This is a genomic window from Seonamhaeicola marinus (assembly GCF_008085455.1).
In genome coordinates this window covers 339,481-358,099 of the sequence record NZ_VSDQ01000163.1, presented here as the reverse complement: position 1 = coordinate 358,099, position 18,619 = coordinate 339,481, and the positions used below count along the sequence as shown (strand labels likewise).

At 32.9% G+C, this 18,619-nt stretch carries 13 protein-coding genes and 1 tRNA gene; 12 read left to right on the top strand and 2 right to left on the bottom strand.

The genetic code is table 11. The features are described 5' to 3' along the window. From FUA24_RS02720 to FUA24_RS02700, 5 genes are read left to right on the top strand one after another with little or no spacing between them, the layout of a single operon-like run. Positions 1-2,379 carry an ABC transporter permease gene (locus FUA24_RS02720; protein ID WP_148539971.1) on the top strand — a complete coding sequence of 793 codons (2,379 nt, stop codon included), beginning with the start codon at positions 1-3 and terminating at the stop codon, positions 2,377-2,379. An 11-nt stretch (positions 2,380-2,390) separates the two neighbouring features. Beyond that, positions 2,391-4,823, top strand: a complete 2,433-nt coding sequence (locus FUA24_RS02715; RefSeq protein ID WP_148539970.1) for an ABC transporter permease — start codon at positions 2,391-2,393, stop codon at positions 4,821-4,823. A gap of 51 nt (positions 4,824-4,874) precedes the next feature. Next, positions 4,875-7,301 (top strand): ABC transporter permease, encoded by a 2,427-nt coding sequence (locus FUA24_RS02710; RefSeq protein WP_148539969.1) that lies wholly within the window; start codon positions 4,875-4,877, stop codon positions 7,299-7,301. A 29-nt stretch (positions 7,302-7,330) separates the two neighbouring features. Further along, on the top strand, positions 7,331-8,002 hold the full coding sequence (locus tag FUA24_RS02705; protein ID WP_148539968.1) for an ABC transporter ATP-binding protein: 672 nt from the start codon (positions 7,331-7,333) through the stop codon (positions 8,000-8,002). A 14-nt stretch (positions 8,003-8,016) separates the two neighbouring features. Then, complete coding sequence (locus tag FUA24_RS02700) at positions 8,017-9,444, top strand: TolC family protein (RefSeq protein ID WP_148539967.1); 1,428 nt, start codon at positions 8,017-8,019, stop codon at positions 9,442-9,444. 104 nt (positions 9,445-9,548) lie between these two features. Here the strand turns inward: FUA24_RS02700 and FUA24_RS02695 are convergent. After that, positions 9,549-9,621, bottom strand: a tRNA-Phe gene (locus tag FUA24_RS02695). Between the two features lie 174 nt (positions 9,622-9,795). Between FUA24_RS02695 and FUA24_RS02690 the strand changes: the two genes are divergently transcribed. The 7 genes from FUA24_RS02690 to FUA24_RS02660 all read left to right on the top strand — a co-directional run bounded on the left by FUA24_RS02690 (position 9,796) and on the right by FUA24_RS02660 (position 17,639). Beyond that, positions 9,796-10,527 carry a type III pantothenate kinase gene (locus tag FUA24_RS02690; protein ID WP_148539966.1) on the top strand — a complete coding sequence of 244 codons (732 nt, stop codon included), beginning with the start codon at positions 9,796-9,798 and terminating at the stop codon, positions 10,525-10,527. Beyond that, positions 10,524-11,828: a hypothetical protein gene (locus FUA24_RS02685; protein ID WP_148539965.1), complete on the top strand. Its 1,305-nt coding sequence runs from the start codon at positions 10,524-10,526 to the stop codon at positions 11,826-11,828. The genes FUA24_RS02690 and FUA24_RS02685 overlap by 4 nt, the downstream gene beginning before the upstream one ends. A gap of 21 nt (positions 11,829-11,849) precedes the next feature. Continuing rightward, entirely contained in the window at positions 11,850-13,229 is a 1,380-nt protein-coding gene (locus FUA24_RS02680; protein ID WP_148539964.1) for a tetratricopeptide repeat protein, read from the top strand. A gap of 43 nt (positions 13,230-13,272) precedes the next feature. Continuing rightward, positions 13,273-13,824, top strand: a complete 552-nt coding sequence (gene lptC, locus FUA24_RS02675) for an LPS export ABC transporter periplasmic protein LptC (RefSeq protein WP_148539963.1) — start codon at positions 13,273-13,275, stop codon at positions 13,822-13,824. 53 nt (positions 13,825-13,877) lie between these two features. Further along, complete coding sequence (locus tag FUA24_RS02670; protein ID WP_148539962.1) at positions 13,878-14,069, top strand: hypothetical protein; 192 nt, start codon at positions 13,878-13,880, stop codon at positions 14,067-14,069. Then, on the top strand, positions 14,070-15,359 hold the full coding sequence (locus FUA24_RS02665) for a hemolysin family protein (protein WP_148539961.1): 1,290 nt from the start codon (positions 14,070-14,072) through the stop codon (positions 15,357-15,359). Between the two features lie 156 nt (positions 15,360-15,515). Further along, entirely contained in the window at positions 15,516-17,639 is a 2,124-nt protein-coding gene (locus FUA24_RS02660; protein WP_148539960.1) for a peptidylprolyl isomerase, read from the top strand. Positions 17,640-17,709: 70 nt separating this feature from the next. On the opposite strand, the gene FUA24_RS02655 is transcribed toward FUA24_RS02660, so the two are convergent. Beyond that, positions 17,710-18,618, bottom strand: a complete 909-nt coding sequence (locus FUA24_RS02655) for a GYDIA family GHMP kinase (RefSeq protein ID WP_148539959.1) — start codon at positions 18,616-18,618, stop codon at positions 17,710-17,712. Position 18,619: the final 1 nt, after the last annotated feature.

Below are 18,619 nucleotides of genomic sequence, written 5' to 3'. Positions count from 1 at the left end.
ATGATACGCAACTATTTTAAAATCGCATGGCGAAATCTAACGAAAAGAAAAGTATTTACAGCTATTAACGTCTTTGGGTTGTCCATGGGGTTTGCTAGTAGTATACTAATCTACTTATTTATAAGTCATCATTTGTCGTTTGACAACTTTCACAAGGATTCAGACAATATTTACAGAATAACTACTGAGGAGCATATTGGTCAAACACATTATATTACGTCAGCTCCTCCGGGGTTTGCAAAAGTATTCAGAGAAGAATTTGCCTATGCCGACAAGGTTGCAAAAACTGCAAGAGAGAGAAATTTAATTATAGATATACCTAAAAACAATAGTACAACCAAGTTTAAACAAGACATTTCATTTGTTGAGGAAGATTTTTTTAAAATTTTTAATTTTCCCCTTCTAGACGGAAGTCATAGCATATCTCTTTCTGATCCCAATACCGCTGTTATAACAGAACAAAAGGCATTAGACCTTTTTGGAAAAAAAGATGTGGTGGGAGAAACGTTTGTGCTTGAAAATGATAAAACCATTAAAATCACTGGTGTTCTAAAAGATTTTCCTGAAACCACGTTTTTTGATGGTGATATTTTCGTAGCCTTCAAAAATCTAAAGGACTTTTCTAATTGGACAGCTTCTGAAACATGGGGAGGTATTACATCTAGTTTACAATGCTTCATAAAGCTAAATCCCAATCAAGATATGTCTGCTATTGAGAACGCACTTTTAGAGCTTCCTAAAAAATACAGACCAAACTATAAAAACAAACACGTATATCAACTTCAGCCCTTATCAGACATGCATTTTAATCCTGTCTATGGGGGACTCAACCCTGCCTTTCTAATCATTTTTGGGATTATCGGACTGTTTTTAATAGGTATTGCCTCCATTAATTTTATAAACATTTCATCTGCCCAAGCGTTTTATCGCTCTAAAGAAATAGGAGTCCGTAAAGTATTAGGAAGCCTAAAGCAACAGTTGTTTTGGCAATTTTTAGTGGAAACGCTATTAATTAGTTTTATAGCTTCGTGTCTGGGCTTTTTAGTTACTGCTTTTACACTACCATCCTTCAATACGCTTTTTGACTTGGAATTAACTTTAAATAGCCTTCTTGATATCAAGTTTATTACCTTTTTTATTGCATTGTTGGTCAGTGTATCCTTATTGGCTGGGAGTTACCCCGGCATATTAATTGCGCGTATTGTTCCTGTTTTGGCATTAAAAGGAAAGCTTAATCACAACGACACTGGAGGGGCTTTTACACGAAAAGTATTAGTGGTTACACAGTTTTCAATATCCATTATACTTATTGTGGCTACCATTGTAATTTCCAAGCAAATAACTTTTGCAGTTGATGGTGATTTGGGTTTTGAAAAAGAGTCTATTGTTATGTTGGGTATTCCTCCACATGAAAATCCAGAAATGCTAAATACCCTAAAAAATCGCCTTAAAAATATTCCCGGAGTGCAGCAAGTCTCTAACTGTTTTGGTAGCCCAGGAGCCGCCCAAAATAATTGGGGTTCTATTATTAGGTATAATAACAGACCCGAATATGAAGAATTTAGTAATACCATAAAAGCTGGTGACGCAGATTATTTAAAGCTGTTTAACATTCCACTGGTTTCTGGTCGTAGTTTTTTTAAGGATGATAAGACCACAGAAGTTATGGTAAATGAAATGTTTGTAGAAAGACTTGGTGATACTTCTGTTGAGGAGGTATTGGGGAAAACTTTAGAATTACATGAACACAAAATGACCATTGTTGGTGTATTCAAGAATTTTCATAATCAAAAATTCACAACAGAAATAGCCCCAGCAATAGTAACGCCGAATCAAGAATGGTATAGAGAAATAGCAGTAAAACTCAATTATACCAATACAAAAGAGGTGTTGACTCAAGTTAGTAATGTTTGGACGGATACCTTCAGTAACTACATTTTTGATTACCACTTTTTAGATGAACGAGTGGCTGAACAATACGAAACCGAACAGCGTTACCTTTCATTGTCTAAACTATTTTCAGGTTTAGCCATTTTAATTGGCTGTATGGGAATCTATGGTTTAATTCTGTTTTTTGTAAACCAACGTCTTAAGGAAATTGGTATTAGGAAGATACTCGGAAGCAATGTTAGAAATATTTTAGCTCTGTTTTCAGTTGGTTTTATAAAACTGATTTTAATAGCAGGACTTATTGCCATACCAATTACTTGGTATGTTATGGAACAGTGGCTTCAAGGTTATGCTTATAGAACCAATATAGAATGGTGGTATTTCTTAATAGCAATTGCTTTTACTCTGATTTTAGCTCTAATCACCATAAGTTATCAAACGGTAAAAGTGGCTATTTCAAATCCAGTTAAAGTTTTAAAAACAGAATAAGTCTATAAATCATGCTTAAAAATTACTTTAAAATAGCAATTAGAAGTCTTTTTAAAAACAAAGGTTATTCTTTAACAAATATTATAGGGCTATCCATTGGCTTTGCTATGGTTATTCTTATTGCTGCTTACGTGAGATATGAAACATCTTATGACAATTATTTTGCACAAGTCGATGATATTTACAGGGTAAATTCCGCATTGTATAGTAATGATGAAGTAGTTAGGTATTCTTCTAAAACACCGAGAAAACTGGCATTTGAGGTTGCTGATCAAATTTCAAGTGTGCAATATGCTACTAATAGTTATTATGAAAAGTGTTTGGTGTACTTTGAAGAGAAAAGACTGGTCAATCAAAATGTTCTTTGGGTAAGTGGAGACTTTTTTAAAGTTTTCGGATTAGAATTAATAGAAGGCGACCCAGCTACGGCACTTATAGAACCTTCAAAAGTGGTTTTAACAGAATCAAAAGCTAGAGCCTTATTCGGAAATCTTTCTCCTATTGGAAAAACAATTAATATAAACGAAGGTTTAGCTCTCGAAGTAAAGGGGGTAATAGCAGATCCTCCAGAGAATACCCATCTAAAATACGAATACCTCTTTTCTGTATCTACTTGGTTAAAGTACGAGAATCTGAGGAATCAAAATGGTTGGCAAAATCTACTTATGTACTCTTACGTACGATTACATAAAGAAAGTAGTGCTACCCATACCGAGCAATCTATAAATAGCTATGTCCAAAAGAACATTGGCTTTATGCATGAAAGTGGTAGAGATTTACATCTAAACCTACAACCCGTACAAGACATTCATTTAGATACGTCTTATATTGATGAGCTTGAAGTGGGAGGAGATAGGAAATATATCTATATTATCAGTGCTGTTGGGGTAGCTATACTGGTTATTGTTTTAATTAATTTTATTAATCTGGCAACAGCACTTTCTTTAAAAAGAACAGAAGAGGTTGGGGTTAGAAAGGCTTATGGAGCAAGTAGGTTACAGCTTATTTTTCAGCACCTCACAGAAGCTTTTGTAGTTAATGTTTTAGCAGCTATTCTTGCATTAGTTATTGTACTTATATGCAAACAACCAATTACTCAGTTTTTCGAAGTGTCCTTAAACTTCGAACTAAATGAACCAATCTATTGGGCTGTTGTTCTCACAATTTTTACAGTATGTACTTTGTTATCATCGGCTTATCCTGCATTTATTGTCTCTTCATTTAAACCGCAGTTTGCACTTAAAGGAAATATTTCTAGTCTAAGAGGAAGAGGGTATAGTCTCAAACAAGTTTTAGTGTTAATCCAATTTGTTGCTGCTATTTTTTTAACAGTTTCTGCAGTGGTAGTTTTAGGACAGGTAAAATATATGAGATCCTATGATTTAGGAATCAATATGGATCAAGTGTTGGTTATAAACGGGCCGGCCACCTTAAATGCAACATGGCAGAATATTGATTCAGTACATGATAGGGCAAGAAAATATGATCTTTTCCGTACAGAGCTAAAAAAACATGCATTTGTTGAACAAGTTGGCTCTAGCCGTAATGTTCCTGGAGAAGAATCTATTCAAATATTAAATGGCTTAATACGGGAAAGCTCTGGAGAAAGTACAGACCATAAGTTTAGTTTTAGACAAGTGGACGAAGGCTTTCTGGATGTGTTTCAAGCCAAAATTTTGGCAGGAGAAAATTTTAAACTAGACCTTACAGAACATAGACAAGAAATTATAATTAATGAGACTGCTTGTGAAATTTTTGGTTTTGCTAAACCTAGTGAAGCTATAGGAGAAATAATTAAGTATAGAGATGTTAGGTGGAGAATAATTGGTGTGGTTAAGGATTTTCATCTAAGAGATTTATCTGTTCCAATTGGTCCGGAAATATTTTTAAATGTGCATCCTAATCAATTTGGATTTTATCTTGTGAGATTAAATACGGATGATTATCAGCAAGGACTTTCTGCTATTGAAGACACTTGGCATAAAATTTATCCAGAAGATCCCTTCCATTCTTTTTTCTCAAACGCCTATTTTGATCAACAGTATAAAAAGGATATTCAATTTGGAAAAATATTTGGTTTTTTCACCTTGCTAGCTATTTTCATTGCTAATTTGGGACTTTTAGCCATGGTTTCCTTAACAACAACTGAAAATTTAAAGCAAATAGCTATAAGGAGAGTTTTAGGAGCTAGTAATAAAACCGTTTTTCTAATAATGTCTCAAGGCTTTTTGTTACTTATTGGTATCGCTGCATGTTTAGCAATTCCTTTATCGTGGTATTTCTTATCAAATTGGCTCAATGATTTTGCCTATAGAATAGAACTTAAATCGGGAGTGTTTATTGGTGGTATTTCATTAATACTAATTATTGCTGTAATAAATGTTTTCTATTACGCAGTAAAGGTTTTAAAACAAAACCCAGCAATCATTATTAGGGAAAAATAAAATCATCAATCTTAACTGAACTTTTTTTCAGTGTTAAAAACAAGAACAATCATGCTTAAAAATTATTTCAAAATAGCGTTTAGAAACCTTTATAGAAATAAAGGGCTTACGTTTATAAATCTTGTTGGCTTAGCAACGGGTTTTGCAATCACATTACTCATTTTACAATATGTTAAGTTTGAAAGAAGTTATGAAAACACACATCCTAATGCGGATAGAATAGTTAGGCTTACATTAAATTACTTAACAGGAAATACGGTAACTACTCAAGACAGTGAAATGTATCCACCTGTGGGTGCTAAATTAAGCAGAGAAGTTCCGGAGGTAGAAAACTATACTCGGGTTTATGGTATTGGTGAACCAAATGCGCCAATGCAAGTTGGAGAGCAACGGTTCCTTATGAAAAGACTTTATGCTGTTGATGCCGATTTTTTCAAAATGTTCAATTACAAGTTGATTCATGGTAATGCGGAAGGAATATTTACAAAACCTAATGAAGCAGTAATTACAGAATCTACAGCTTTGAAATATTTTAATCGTACAAATGTTGTTGGAGAAGTTCTTAAATCACCTGGTGTAAATGGTCATATCCTGTACAATATAGTTGGGGTTACTCATGATAGCCCTCTCAATACGCATCTCAAATTTGATATGTTAATTTCATATCCTACAATGATTTCTGATAAGGAAATGGTGAATAGACATGGAGAAACTAAAGATAATTGGAATGGCAATAATTCTTATATGTATGTGCAACTGGCAAATGGAGCTAATTATGATCGCTTTACTGAAGATCTGGAAGCGTTTAATAAGCGGTTAATTGAAGAGAAAAAGATTGAAAGTGAAGTTATTGTAGGGCAAAAAATAAAAGACATTCACCTATACTCTAAAAAAACATTTGAACCAGAAACCAACGGAGATGCCAAGGCTGTTTTTTTTCTTTTAGCTGTGGCTGTGTTAATAATTCTTAGTGCCTTTGTTAATTATATAAATCTCACAACATCTCAAGCTTTAGATAGGGCAAAGGAGGTAGGTGTGAAAAAGGTTTTAGGCTCTACGAAATCTCAATTACGAATTCAATTTTTAGTAGAGTCTTTAGTTATGAATGTTCTTGCAGCTATTCTTGCTCTATTTTTAGTCTTTTTGACAAAGTCTAAATTTTTAAGCTTATCAGGTTTACCTGTAGATTTTGAGTTCGTAACAAAGCTGTCTTTTTGGTTACCACTTTTAGTATTTGTTATTTTAGGAGGCTTTCTTTCTGGACTTTATCCGGCTTTTGTTTTATCGGCATTTAAACCTTCTTCAATTTTAAAAGGTAATTTTTCTCATTCCTTAAAAGGAACACTTTTAAGAAAAGGGTTAGTTGTGTTTCAGTTTGCCATAACAATCATTTTACTCATTCAAACATTTACGGTTAATGAGCAAATAGACTTTATGAGAGGTTTAGATAGAGGTGTTAATGTAGAACAAAATATTGTGGTAGAGGCCCCAATAAAAGATGCAACTAAAAACTACTCTGCATTTAAGCAAAGTTTGTTAGCAAGCGCAAATGTAAAAGCCGTTTCTTTATCACAAACGGTACCTGGGCAGCCTTCAGGTGCTTTATCTACAACAGCAGGAATTAGAATTACAGGTACTAAACCAGAGAAATACCATAATTTTTATCTCACATTTATTGATAAAGATTACACCTCGCTTCTAGGAATAGAAGTATTAGCTGGTACTAATTTTGACGATACCAGTACAGCTCAACAAAGGCAAGTAATAGTAAATGACGAAGCATTAAAAATGTGGAATATTTTGGAGCCCGAAAACGCTATTGGAAAAAAGCTTTCATTCTGGGGCGGGGAATGGTTAATAAAGGGTGTTGTTAAAAGTTACCATCAACAATCACCTAAACAGCCATTGTTACCCTTAATTCATATATATAACAATACATTTAGAGGTTTGGCTACCGTGCAATTTACTGGAGGTTTACCAAGTGATAATCTTTCTCTAGTAAAAGAAAAGTTCAAAAGTATTTATCCTGATGCCGTGTTCTCATACTTTTTTATGGATCAGGAATATGATAAGCAGTTTAAAGCAGAAGATCGGTTTAAAAATGTATTTATGATTCTTACGGCTTTTTCTATACTAATTGCATGTCTCGGATTGTTAGGGTTAGCATCATTCTCTGTAGCTAAAAGAAAGAAAGAAATAGGTATTAGAAAAGTGGTTGGAGCAAGTAGCACAACTATTCTGATACTGCTTTCAAAAGATTTTATGAAAACTGTTTTTATTTCTGTAATTATTAGTGTGCCAATAACTTATTTGCTAGTTAAGAATTGGCTTAAAAATTTCGCGTATAAAATAGATTTAAATATTTGGTTGTTTGTTTTTCCAATTGTTATTGTTTTTTCTTTAGTGCTAATATCTATAAGTGTTAAAACTTTAAAAACAGCTAGAGCAAACCCAGTAAACTCATTGCGTTCTGAGTAAATTCATTTTCAATCAATTAAACAACAAAAATGTCAAATACAATATTAAAATTAAGTCAAGCAACTCGAGAGGTTAATTCTGGAAGTAATAAAGTAGTTTTATTAGATAATTTAAACTTGGAAGTTAAGGAGGGTGAGTTTATTTCCCTCATGGGGCCTTCTGGATCAGGAAAATCAACTTTACTTAATTGTATTGGAATGCTTGATAGTTTCACAGGGGGCGGATATGTTTTTCTCGGAGAACCAGTCCATAGTATGAAAGAGAGAAGCAAGTCTAAACTATATAAAGAATACATTGGATTTGTATTTCAAGCGTATCATTTAATTGATGAGCTAACAGTTTGGGAAAATATTGAAACACCATTATTGTATAAAAGTATAAAATCTGCAGAACGTAAAGCTCTAGTCGCAGATATGCTAGATCGTTTTAATATTGTTGGTAAAAAAGATTTGTTTCCGGTTCAATTAAGTGGCGGACAACAGCAGTTGGTAGGTGTAGCCAGAGCATTAATAGGGAAACCCAAACTTCTTTTAGCCGATGAACCTACTGGAAATCTAAATTCCAAACAGAGCACTGAGATTATGGAACTTTTTACGGAGTTAAACAAGGAAGGCGTTACTATTATACAAGCAACACATTCAGAAAAAAACGCATCATACGGTTCAAGAATAATTAATTTATTAGACGGAAAAATAGTCTAGGTAATTAGCGCATCATGAAATACAAACACTTAGTATTAATCTTTTTTGGGTTTATTAGTTTTAATAGCTACACTCAAGATTTAGGAGTTAAAAGCTATTCTTTAAATGAATGTATAACTATTGCTTTAGAAAATAATCTAGATTTAAAGTCTACTGCTTTACGAGCTAATTCTGCTAAAATACAACATCAACAGGCCAAGGCCAATATGTTGCCTAGTATAAATGGTAGTTTTAATTTAGGTATCAATGATGGTAGAAGTATAGATCCGTTTACGAATGATTTTATCAATCAGGAATTAACGTTTTCTAATATGGGATTAAGTCTAAATATGACTGTATTTAATGGATTTAGATTGTTAAACAACGCTAAACAAAATCGATTAAATCGAGAGGCTTCGGAGCTAGAAAAGGAGGTCGCTAAACAAGATTTAATTCTAAATGTAACATTGGCTTATTTACAAGTTTTGAACAATAAAGCAGTATTAGAGCTAAATAAACAACGTTATCAAACCACAAAAAAACAACTAGAAGTTCAAAAAGATTTTTTCGAGAATCAATCAGGAAACCCTGCAGATTATGCAGATATTTTAGGACAAATTGCTAATGATGAAACCAACCTTTTAGTATCAAAGTCTAACCTAAACAATGCTAAACTTAGTCTATTAAGATTAATGAATTTAAAGGATGTTCAAAATCTAGATACAAAGACGGAGTTGCTAGCATTAGAAAAGTATAAACTATCTGCTGCAGATGTGTACCTGCTTGCGCTTGAGAATTTGGCGACTTTTGAGGCTAATGAGCTTCGAATAAAGGCGGCTAAAAAAGGGGTCAGTGTGGCTAAAGCACAATTTTCTCCTAATGTATCTATATTTAGTGGTATTAATACGAATTACTCAAGCGCTGCTGAGGTTTTTACATCAACAGGAACTACTATTATAGAAACAGGTGATTTTGTTTCCTTAAATGGTCAAGATTTACCTGTAATGACAGAACAAACCAATTTCTCATCAGATAAAATAAACTATAACGATCAATTAGATAATAATTTAAATACAGTAATTGGTGTTGCTGTTAATGTCCCTTTGTTCAATGGTTTTAGAGCCAAGAATAATGTGGCTATAGAAAAAATGCGAATGGAAGAGTCTATATTAGAATTGGAACGTACACACTTGGACATAAAAAATACTATTGCCCAGGTTCATTTTGATATGGAAGCGGTATATAATCGTTACCAAAGTTTACAGAAACAGGTTGAGGCGTATAAAGAGTCTTATCGTATTAACGAGATACGTTTTAATAATGGGGTTTCAAATTTTCTAAATTATATTACTAGTAAAAACAATTTGGATAATGCCAAAGTCAATTTAGCAAACACTAAGTATGAATACCTACTACTCACTAAAATATTAAACTATTATAAAGGGGATATGCTCTCATTATAAGGTGCTTATGATTAAATAAGAGAAATGTTCAGAAATCTTGGTTAAGAACAAATTACCACTTAAAAACAAAAAATCCCGTAAGCAAATGCTTCGGGATTTTTTTGTGGTACCTCCAGGAATCGAACCAGGGACACAAGGATTTTCAGTCCTTTGCTCTACCAACTGAGCTAAGGTACCTCGCTGTAAGCGGATGCAAATATATATTCAATTTTGTTATTCGCCAAAATAAATTTGAAAAAAAATCACTTTAACATATTTTAAGGCTAAATAAGAAATAACGGTGGCAATATTATAATATAATTAAGAATAAAATTGAAGTTGTTTTGTAATTTTAGCCCATTCTTTAAAAGCATGAATTTAATAATAGACGTTGGGAATTCTTATGTTAAGCTAGCCGTTTATAGTAGAAATACTTTAAAAGAGAAGGTAGTTGTTAAGCATAATGAAATTGTAGAAGGTATTTTTGAACTAAAAAGTAAATATTCTACCCTAAAACACGGCATAATTTCTTCGGTTGGCCATTTAAATTCTGAAGATTTTAGCAATGTAGAAGGTCTAATTAACCTTTTGGTGTTAAATTCAAAAACCAAGCTGCCTTTTAAGAATACGTATAAAACGCCCCATACACTAGGTGTAGATAGGATTGCATTAGTAAGTGCATCAGTAAAACAATTTCCAAATGAAAATGTTTTAATCATAGATGCAGGTACATGCATTACCTATGATTTTATAAATAAAGAGAACGAATATTTAGGAGGGGCAATTTCTCCTGGTTTACGTACTAGATATAAATCACTAAATAATTTAACTGCCAATTTACCGTTATTAGAAACGGAGTTGCCTAAAAATATAATAGGTCAATCAACAGAAGAATCAATACACTCTGGCGTAGTTACTGGTATTTTAAAAGAGTTAGATGGTGTTATAGATGAGTACAAAACCAAATATTTAGATTTAACAGTTATTTTAACAGGCGGCGATGCTAATTTTTTGTCTAAACAATTAAAAAGTAGCATATTTGCCAATTCAAATTTTCTTTTAGAAGGTTTGAACTACATTTTACAATTTAATTCGAACGAATGATTAAAAAACTTGTATTAGTTTTTGTTGCTTTAATAGCTATCCAAAGTTATGGGCAAGAGGGAACAGCTTCCCCATATTCTTTTTATGGAATTGGAAGTCTAAAATTTAAAGGGACAGTTGAAAATAGAAGCATGGGAGGTATCGGTGTATTTATTGATAGTATTCATGTAAATTTAAGAAACCCTGCTAGTTATGTTACCAAAAATATAGAGGCTTGGGATAATCAAAGCAGACCTGTAAAGTTTGCAGTTGGTGGAAGTTATACAAGTACAAACCTAAAAGCTGAAGATGGTAGTGATACGTCTAAGTCAACTACCTTCGATTATATAGCCATTAATATTCCAGCAGGTAAATTTGGTTTTGGTTTAGGTTTATTACCATATACATCTGTAGGGTATAAACTAGAATCTTTAAATGACGCCAATGATTTAGAAAATAGATTTACTGGAGAAGGAGGCCTAAATAAGGCTTTTTTAGGAATGGCGTATCAAATAACAGATGGTTTAAGTTTTGGTGTAGATGCCCAATATAATTTTGGAAATATTAGAAACAGTATTGTAGAATATGTTTATGATAATGGTGTAATTACGCAATACCAATCAAGGGAAACCAATAGATCTGATTTAAGTGGACTGAATTTTAATTTTGGTTTATCCTATAATAGGATGTTAACTAATAAACTACAGTTAGCAGCAACAGCTACCTATACACCAGAAAGTGAGTTGGTTTCTAAGAACGAAAGATCTATTGCCACAATTATAACCAATTCCAGTACTGGGCAAGAAATTGTAAACAATTCTATTGATGTGGATTTAGAAGGTTTAGGTTTAGAAGAAACAGAGCTTACGTTACCATCAAAACTATCTTTTGGTTTAGGTATAGGTCAACCTAGAAAATGGTTTGCGGGAGCCGAGTATACCACTCAAAAAACATCTAACTTTTCAAACGATTTATTTAGCAGTAATACAACAAGTTATGAAGATGCCTCAACAATTTCAGTAGGAGGGTTCTTTATTCCAGATTATCGATCTTTAACAAACTACCTAAAGCGTAGTGTTTATAGGGCAGGAGTGCGTTATGAAAAAACAGGATTGGTAATTAATACAGAGTCAATAAAAGAGTTTGGCATATCTTTTGGGGTAGGATTACCATTAAGTGGTGGAATCTCTAATGCTAACTTTGGTGTTGAAATTGGAAAACGCGGCACAACTAATAATAATTTAATACAAGAGAATTTTATTAATTTCCAATTAAGTTTATCTTTGGGCGACAGATGGTTCCAGAAAAGGAAGTATAACTAATAACAAAACAAAACTTTTATCATGAAGACGAAAATTACTTTTTTAATAGCATTATTTATAGGCTTAAGTTTTGGTTTTGCACAACAAGATGAAGAGAGCATAACTAAATTGTCTATATTTCATGAATATGTGAAAGCTAAAAACTATGACGCTGCATATCAACCTTGGATGGATGTGAGAACTAAAAATCCAAAGTTTAACAATGCAATCTATGTAGATGGAGAGAAAATATTAAATCACAAGATTAAAAATTCTTCAGGGGCAGATAAGGTAGCTTATATTAATGACTTAATTAAATTATACGATCAAAGATCAGAGCATTTTGCAAGCAGAACACCTGTTGGTAAATATGGTGCTTTAAAAAGTCAGTTAATGTATGATAACAGGAAAGATTTAGGAACTTCTAATGAAGCCTTATACGACAGTTTTGACGCTGTATACAAAGCAGACAAAAAGAACTTTAAGAATCCAAAAAGTTTATATACTTATTTCTCTTTAATGGTAGAACTTTATGATGCTAAAGTTAAGCCAGCAAAAGACTTATTTAACAAATACGATGATATCGTTGAGAAAATTCAGGATGAAATTAAATTTGCATCTGGAAAACTAAATGCTTTAGTGGCAAAAGAAGAAGGCGGTACAGCTTTAACTTCTAAAGAAGGAAAGTACAAAAAGTACTATGGGCAGGTATTAAGTGCTTATGATAAAATTGCTTCTGGTATTGATGGTAAATTAGGACCTCGTGCAAATTGTGATAACTTAATTCCTTTATACGAAAGAGACTTTGCAGAGCATACTAATGATGGTGTTTGGTTAAAACGTGCAGTAAGTAGAATGTATTATAAAGAGTGTACAGATTCTCCATTATATGAGAAGTTGGTAAAGGCTTATGATGAAACTGCACCTTCAGCCGATACAAAATATTTCGTTGGTACTATATTGTTTAAGAATGGTAAAGAAAATGAAGCTATTAGCTATTTTAAACAATCTTATGATTTAGAAGAAGACACTTTCAAAAAAGCTGGTTTAGCGAATAGAATTGGATTAATTTTAAAGAAAAAGGGAAGATATGGGCAAGCTAGAACGTATTTCAGAAACTCTTTAAAACTTAACCCTTCAAATGGTCGTCCGCACATATCAATAGCAGCAATGTATGCAGCAAGTGCAAACAGTTGTGGAGATACAACATTTAATAAAAGAGCAGTATATTGGTTAGCGGCTCAAGAAGCTCAAAAAGCTGCTAGAGTAGATCCAACTCAAAAGAAAAATGCTGCTAAATCCGTAGCTAACTATAAAGCTAAAGCACCATCTAAGGCCGATGTATTTAGTTCAGGAAGAGCTGGGGAAGTAATAAAGATTGGTTGTTGGATTGGAGGTTCTGTTACAGTTCCTAAACTATAATATAATATATTAGGGTTTGAGTTTATATAACTCAAAACAATAAATGAAACAAATCACTAAATATATTCTAAGCATAGTCACAGTTTTTACTGTGGCTATGTTTTTTTCTTGTAAGGACAATTACAAGGAAGTTCAAAAAATTGGTGTTTCTGAAAATGAGCCTATTGGAGAAGCGGAAAACATTAATTTAAAATTTACAGATTCGGGTAAGGTTACAAGACATCTTATTGGTAAAAGAATGTTAGATTATTCTAACCGAGACTTCCCGTATTACGAGTTCCCAGAGGGGGCTACACTTCATATTTTTGATAAAGAAAAAAAGAGTACAATAGTCTCTGACTACGCTATTGTGTATGATAAAACTAGCATTATAGATTTACAAGGTAATGTTGTTATTACCACACATGATAATAGAATTCTAAAATCCGAACAGCTATATTTTGACCGAAAAAGAGAGTGGATATTTACTAATGTACCCGTTACTTTTGAGTCTGACGCAGGTATTATTCATGGACATGGTTTCGATTCTAACGGCGACTTTACTAATGCTGAAGTTTTAGAAGTTAATAACAGTACTTTTACAGTAGAAGATTAGAAGTTATCCGGCATTCTTTCCTATTTTAATTATCTTTACATCAAATTTATAAAATGAAATACTTGGGTATCTTTCAGTATGTTTATTTAGTTTTTGCCGGTTTGTTTTTATACGATGGCATTTCTAAACTTACTAATGGTGAAAATGGTTATTTATCTCTGGGCTTAGCGGCTTTAGCTATTTTTATGTTTTTCTTCAGAAGAAAATTTAGTAAAAAGTTTCAAGACAGAAACAATCAAAAGTAAATGACACTATACATTGTTATTATAGTTGTTTCTTTAATGCTTTCGGCGTTTTTCTCTGGTATGGAGATTGCTTATGTGTCTTCAAATAAAATTCATATTGAAATAGAGAAAAAGCAAGAGGGACTATTGGCAAAGGTGTTAAGCCGTTTAACAGCTAAACCCTCTAAGTTTATTACTACAATGTTAATTGGGAATAATATTGCCTTAGTTATTTATGGGTTCTTTATGGGGGATTTGTTGGTTAATTGGTTCCAAACCTTACTTCCAACAGATTATGAGTTTGTGAATTACTTATTTACTGATTTAGTTTTACTTTCTCAAACGCTTATTTCTACCTTCATTATTTTAATAACAGCAGAGTTCCTTCCCAAGGTGTTTTTTCAAATTTATGCTAACACCCTTATTAAGGTTTTAGCTATTCCAGCGTATATTTTTTACTTGCTTTTTAGCATAATTTCAGAATTGGTAATTTGGATTTCGGATTTTGTTCTAAAAACGTTTTTTAAGACCGAAGGAGATCAAATCCAAATGGCTTTTTCTAAAGTAGAATTGGGGAATTACATTAGTGAACAGATGGAGTCTGTTGAAGAACATGATGAAATTGACTCAGAAATTCAGATATTCCAAAACGCCTTAGAGTTTTCAGATGTTAAGGCAAGGGAAGTTATGATACCAAGAACGGAGATTATAGCTGTTGAGATTAAGGAGTCTATTGATACGTTAACGAAACTCTTTATAGAAAGCGGGAGGACCAAAATATTAGTCTATAAAGATACAATTGATGATATTTTAGGTTACGTTCATTCTTTTGAACTTTTCAAAAAACATAAAGGTATTGGTTCGGTTATGATGCCCGTAGAGTTTGTGCCGGAAACCGTCCTTATTAAAGATGTATTGAATGTACTTACTAAAAAGCGAAGAAGTATTGCCGTTGTTTTAGATGAATATGGCGGAACTTCGGGTATAATGACTGTTGAAGATATTGTAGAGGAGTTATTCGGCGAGATAGAAGATGAACACGATACTGTAGATTTAATAGAACAAAAGATTGATGAAGAGAACTATGTATTCTCAGCAAGATTGGAAGTAGATTATATAAACGAGACGTTTAAAATTAATTTACCAGAAAGTGAACACTACGAAACTTTAGGAGGATTAATTGTGAATCACACTGAAGAAATTCCAGACCAAGAAGATGTTGTAAAGATCGAAAACTTTCAATTTACAATAGCTGAGGTTTCAAATACCAAAATAGATTTAGTAAATCTTAAAATACTAGAAGAAAGTTAATACTAATAGTTTAACCTAATTAAAGGGGATTTCTACTTTTATTATTAAATAGAAAATGGTATTTTCGCGCACGATATTTTCGTCAATCATAGTGTTTTGATTGATTTTTATGATGTTAGACCAATAGTCCTGAAAAGGTAAAATCAAGAATATAAAATGGCAATTTTAAGTAAGATTAGACAAAAAACATTTGTATTAATAGCAGTAATAGCGTTGGCGTTATTTGCATTCGTATTATCAGGTGTTTTTGATGGAAGTGCGAGTTTTTCTAGTAAACAAAGTGTAATAGGTACTGTAAATGGTATTGATATTACTCGTGATGATTTCCTTAAAAAAGTAGAGGCTGTACAACAACAATTAGGGGCTAATGCAACTAATACACAAGCCATGAATAGAGTTTGGGATCAAGAAGTTAGAAACGCAGTTATGCAAACGCAGTATGATGAGCTAGGAATCACTGTAGAGCAAGATCAAATAAGAGATTTACTTAGAAACGCTTTAGCAACCAATCCTCAATTTGTAAATGAAGCTGGTCTTTTTGATGAAAACAAGTTAAATGAGTATATAGCAAGTATTAAAGCTACATCGCCACAGACTTATGCTACTTGGGTTGAATATGAGGAAACACTTTCTAATAATGGATTACAACAAAACTATTTTAACCTTGTTAGAGCTGGTTTAACTGGTACTTTAGCAGAAGGAGAACTAGAACATAAATTAGAAGGAGACAAAGTAGATATTAAATACGTACAAGTATCATATAACTCAATTCCAGATAGCATTGTAAAGGTTTCTAAATCTGATATCTCTAGTTACATTAACAGTCATAAAAACGACTTTGAGGTAGAAGAGACAAGAGATATTAAATTTGTTGAGTTTAAAGAAGTTGCTTCAATGGCAGATGAAACTGCTATTGTAAAGGAGTTAGGAACATTTTTAAATGGTCAGCAAGTTGACGAGAACGGAAGGACTAATGTAATTGAGGCATTTTCTAAAGTTGAAAACGATGCTGAATACATCAATTTAAAATCAGACATTAAATTTAATGAACGTTTTGTATTTAAAAACGGAATAGGATCTCAAGTAGCCGATAGCTTAATTAAGTTAGACGTTGGTGAGACTTATGGACCTTACAAGGAAAATGGATTCTACAAGATTTCAAAGTTAATTGCTCAAAAGCAAGTACCAGACTCTGCAAAAGTAAGACACATTTTAATCCCATACATCGGTTCTCAAAGTGCTGCTCCTAATGTAACTTTAACAGAAGAACAAGCTAAAGAAAGAGCAGATAGCTTATTAACTGTTATTAAAGGAAATCGTTCTAAATTCCCTGATTTGGTAAAAGAGTTTTCTGCAGATCAAGGAAGTATAGCTAACGAAGGACGTTATGACTGGCACCCGTACAATTCTATGGTACCAGAATTCAATGATTTTGAGTTTGAAGGTAAGGTAGGTGATTTAGGAGTTGTTAAAACAATATTTGGTTTCCATATTATAGAAATTGAAGGTTTAACAGATAAGAAGAAGGCTGTTCAAATTGGTACAATTGCAAGAAAAATTGAACCTTCAGAAGAAACATCAGCTAAAATATTTAGAGATGCATCTAAGTTTGAAATAGACGCTGGTAAAGGAGATTTTGAAGCTTTAGCAAAAGAAAACAAATATGCTGTGAGACCTTTAGAAGGAATTAAAGCTTTAGACGAAAGCATTCCTGGTATTGGAAATCAAAGACAAATATTACGTTGGACTTTTGAAGAAGAAACTAAAGTTGGAGATGTAAAACGTTTCAGTTTACCAAATGGGGGTTACCTAGTAGCTCAAGTTGTGGCTAACAATAAAGCTGGTTTAATGTCGGCAGATGATGCTACAGCAACTGTATTACCAATTTTAAGAAAAGAAAAGAAGGCAGCGTTAATAAAAGATAGAATCTCAGTTTCAACATTAGAAGATTTAGCAGCAGCAGAAAGTACTACTGTAAGAAGCGCTTCTGCAATTACCATGAAGAATCCAACAATCTCTGGAGCTGGTAGAGAGCCATTAGTTGTAGGAACTGCTTTCGGTTTAAATGAAGGTGAAACCTCTGGTTTAATTGAAGGTGAAAACGGTGTTTATATGGTACAGGTTACTAAAGTTACGCCGGCTGTAAAGTTAGATAATTATCAAGCTGCAGCGAATAGAGTTGAGCAACAAAAAGCAAGTACTGTAAATACTAAGTTATACAATGCTTTGAAAGATGCTTCAGAAATCGAAGACAATAGAGCAGCTTCTCAAATTCAATAAGAAGTCCAATATAATAGATAAAAAAGCCTCGTTATAACGAGGCTTTTTTATTTTATCTGTGTGCTAAGGCTTATAATAGCATGTCTTTATAGCTAACAATAGTATTAAATCCCTTTTGTTCAAAATAAGCTCTTGGATTGTCTTTTGAGGCCACCAAAATAAAATCGCCTCCCCAAGCACCTAAACTTTTAATACTGCCCTTAAAATCTGGAAAAAATACACGTTTAACAGTTTCCTGTTTTGTAACACTTGAGATTAATTGCTCGTGTTCTTCTACAAGCTTTTGAAAACTCTCTAAATGTTCGCAATTAATCATTTTAGATGTTATCCTGTTTATTTCAGAGATAGTATGTTCCAAATCTTTTTTATCCTGAGCTTTATAATGCGCAATGCCTTCTCTACTATTTTGCTTCTTATTTAGATAAACAAAATAAAGCTGGTCTTTAAAACTAGGTTGGAAATTAACTTGTTTTACTTCGGGCGCCCCATTTTTAATGTTATACGTAATGGGCATGTTATGTTGCGCGCAAGCTATATCGTAACCGCTTCCTCCAAAAGTGAGTTCTAAAAGCTTAAACGCATCTACATTGGCCCATTGGGCTATGTTATTTATTAATGTAGATGAAGTGCCCAGGCCCCAATTTGTAGGGAAGTCTAAAGAGGTTTCAATGTTAAAACCTCTATTTCCTCTAAGGAAACTGCCGTTTAATGTATTAACAGCGTTAAATATCTGCACAATCCTATTAGAAACATCGTTTTGTTCAGTTGCTCTTAAAATGCCCTCAACTATTTCAAATTCGCCTTCATACCAAAGGTTGTTAAGATTGTCAAAACTTTTCCAGTATATCTTGGAAATATCAATAGCTTCAACACTTAAAGACTGTCCAAGTTTAGTTGGTACCGCTAAAGCGTTTGCACCATCTAGCACTACATATTCTCCTGTTAGTAATAGTTTACCGTTGCTTTTAAATTTTGGCATT

Coding starts and splice junctions, on each gene's coding strand:
- FUA24_RS02700 (WP_148539967.1), top strand. CDS start 8,017: ATGAAATACAAACACTTAGTATTAATCTTTTTTGGGTTTATTAGTTTT.
- FUA24_RS02720 (WP_148539971.1), top strand. CDS start 1: ATGATACGCAACTATTTTAAAATCGCATGGCGAAATCTAACGAAAAGA.
- FUA24_RS02665 (WP_148539961.1), top strand. CDS start 14,070: ATGACACTATACATTGTTATTATAGTTGTTTCTTTAATGCTTTCGGCG.
- FUA24_RS02705 (WP_148539968.1), top strand. CDS start 7,331: ATGTCAAATACAATATTAAAATTAAGTCAAGCAACTCGAGAGGTTAAT.
- FUA24_RS02685 (WP_148539965.1), top strand. CDS start 10,524: ATGATTAAAAAACTTGTATTAGTTTTTGTTGCTTTAATAGCTATCCAA.
- FUA24_RS02655 (WP_148539959.1), bottom strand. CDS start 18,618: ATGCCAAAATTTAAAAGCAACGGTAAACTATTACTAACAGGAGAATAT.
- FUA24_RS02710 (WP_148539969.1), top strand. CDS start 4,875: ATGCTTAAAAATTATTTCAAAATAGCGTTTAGAAACCTTTATAGAAAT.
- FUA24_RS02670 (WP_148539962.1), top strand. CDS start 13,878: ATGAAATACTTGGGTATCTTTCAGTATGTTTATTTAGTTTTTGCCGGT.
- FUA24_RS02690 (WP_148539966.1), top strand. CDS start 9,796: ATGAATTTAATAATAGACGTTGGGAATTCTTATGTTAAGCTAGCCGTT.
- FUA24_RS02715 (WP_148539970.1), top strand. CDS start 2,391: ATGCTTAAAAATTACTTTAAAATAGCAATTAGAAGTCTTTTTAAAAAC.
- FUA24_RS02680 (WP_148539964.1), top strand. CDS start 11,850: ATGAAGACGAAAATTACTTTTTTAATAGCATTATTTATAGGCTTAAGT.
- lptC (WP_148539963.1), top strand. CDS start 13,273: ATGAAACAAATCACTAAATATATTCTAAGCATAGTCACAGTTTTTACT.
- FUA24_RS02660 (WP_148539960.1), top strand. CDS start 15,516: ATGGCAATTTTAAGTAAGATTAGACAAAAAACATTTGTATTAATAGCA.